Annotated in this window: 2 protein-coding genes; both read left to right on the top strand. The window is 67.4% G+C overall.

Annotated elements, in window-relative coordinates:
* The first annotated feature begins 208 nt into the window (after positions 1–208).
* Positions 209–922 (top strand): RNA polymerase sigma factor FliA, encoded by a 714-nt coding sequence (locus AC1DU6_RS27270; protein ID WP_056199199.1) that lies wholly within the window; start codon positions 209–211, stop codon positions 920–922.
* Between the two features lie 132 nt (positions 923–1054).
* Positions 1055–2320, top strand: a complete 1266-nt coding sequence (locus tag AC1DU6_RS27265; protein ID WP_477860949.1) for a methyl-accepting chemotaxis protein — start codon at positions 1055–1057, stop codon at positions 2318–2320.
* Positions 2321–2469: the final 149 nt, after the last annotated feature.

Here is a 2469-nt window from a genome sequence, read left to right as displayed (position 1 = left end):
GCGAGCTGCTGCTTGCAGCTCCCCCGGGAGCGGCCGTTGACGCCGCCTCCGACGCGACTCCGCTGCGCCCGGCGCGCAAGGCGTCTTCCCCGTTCATCGCTGCGCATTGATCTCGCCGGAGACCAAACATGATGCCCCCACGCTCACTGCGTTCGCTGCCCCCCGCGGGGGCGCTTCAGCCCCTTCGGGCGGCCGTGCGGAGCTGAACATGTACACACCCAAAGGCCGCCTCGACAACAGCACGCTGATCAAGCAGTACAGCCCGCTGGTCCGACGCCTGGCGCACCAGATGATTGCCAAGCTGCCGGCCAATGTGGAGGTGGATGACCTGATCCAGGTCGGGCTGATCGGCCTGACCGATGCGCTGTCGCGCTTCGACGCCGAGCAGGGCGTGCAGTTCGAGACCTTCGCCACTCAGCGCATCCGCGGCGCCATGCTCGACGAGTTGCGCGGCGGCGACTGGATGAGCCGCGGCACGCGCCGCCAGCAGCGTGAGATCGAAGTCGCGGTGCACAAGGTCGAGCAACGCCTGGGCCGCGCGCCGCGCGAGGACGAGATCGCCGCCGAGATGGGCCTGCCGCTGGCTGAGTACCAGGAACTGCTTGGCAAGGTGCGAGGCACCCAACTGGTCTATCTGGAAGACATGTCGGGCGCCGACGGTGACAACGACTACCTCGACCGCCATGTGGCCGATGAGGGTGCCAACCCCGTCGCCCAGCTGCAGGACCACCGCATGCGCGAGGCGCTGGTGGCCGCCATCAAGAACCTGCCCGAACGCGAGCAGTTCGTCATGAGCATGTACTACGAGCACGACATGAATCTCAAGGAGATTGCGGCCGTGCTCAAGGTCACGGAGTCCCGCGTGTGCCAGTTGCACAGTCAGTCGATTGCAAGGTTGCGCGTTAAGCTGCGTGACTGGTAATTTACGGGGCCACTTCTTGCCGAGCCCCGGCCAATAAGCGGGGACAAATGCATGTTCAAGTGGCCCAAGGGCGGAGGTTCTTCCCCCGCCATCACTCGGGATGAGCCCGTCCGGCGAGATGACAGTGCGGCGTTGAATGTCGTCAAGCGGCTGGCCCGCTCGATTTCCACGGTCGGCAAGGATGCCGCGGAAGTGCGCGGTGCCCTGGAAGATACCCAGCGCATCGTCCAGGCCCAGAGCCAGGCCATGCAGGCCCTGGCTCAGCAGCTCAACCAGATTGGTCAGGCGCAGACCGCCATCACCACCGCCACCGCCCAGAGCGCCGCCGCAGTGCAGCGGGCCCGCGGCGCGCTCGGCGTCGTCGGTGGCGAGGTCGTTGGCATGGCGTCCACGCTGGCCCAGGTGTCGGGCGCCGCGGCCGAGATCACCAAGATTTCCCTGCAAACCCGCCTGGTCGCCTTCAACGCCGCCGTCGAAGCCAAGCACGCGGGCGATGCCGGGCGAGGTTTCGCTGTCGTTGCCGAGGCCGTCAAGGCCCTGGCCGGCCAGGTCGAGGCCTCGTCCAAGGCCATCGTCAGCGCCATCGCCAGCCTGCAGGAGCGCATCGATCGCTTCAGCGCCGAGCTGACCGAGAACCCGGCCAAGCCCAGCCAGATCCACGCCGCCTTCCACGAGGTCGAGCAGGACGTGCAGCGCATCTCCGCGTCGGCCGGCGAGAGCAGCCAGCAGATGAGCCTGCTCAACGAACGCGCCCATGAGCTGGAGCGCGAGGTGTCCCAGGCCTCGCACGGCCTCAAGGTGGCCTTCGACGGCAGCGACCGCTTCCTGCGCATGTCCGAGGAGCTCGTCGAGCAGATCGCCGAGAGCGGCGTCGAGGTCGACGACATGCCTTTCATCCGCACCGCCCAGCAGGCCGCCGCGGAGATCGGTGCCCTGCTCGAAGAGGCGCTACGCGGTGGCCAGATCAGTCAGGCCGATCTGTTCGACGACAAATATCGCCCGATCGAAGGCACGGCGCCGCAGCAGCACGCGACGCGCTTCTGCCAGCTGACGGATCGCCTCTTCCCCGCCGTGCAGGAGAAGATGCTGGCCTTCAGCGACAAGGTGGTGTTCTGCATCGCGGCCGACCGCAACGGCTATATCGCGACGCACAACCGCAAGTACTGCCAGCCGCAGCGCCCGGGCGACACGGTCTGGAACACGGCCAACAGCCGCTACCGCCGCATCTTCAACGACCGCACGGGCCTGGCCTCGGCACGCAACACGCGGCCCTTCCTGCTGCAGACCTATCGGCGCGACATGGGCGGTGGCCGCTTCGTCATCCTGAAGGAGGCCGCGGCGCCCATCATCGTCGCCGGCAAGCACTGGGGCGGACTCCGCCTGGCTTTCAATTTCTGATCGGCAGCTACTGCACGGTGACGAAGAAGCTCGTGGCATCCTGCCCGGGCGCCACGGTCGCCCCATTGCTGCTGATCGAGCTGAACGCACCGCTGAGGCCGCCGGCGGCCTGGATCAGCACGAGCTTCTGCCCCCGGGCGTAGCTGCCG

The organism is Roseateles sp. P5_B10, assembly GCF_056400485.1.
Note: the sequence above shows the minus strand (reverse complement) of the source record. Positions and strands in the feature narration are given on the sequence as shown.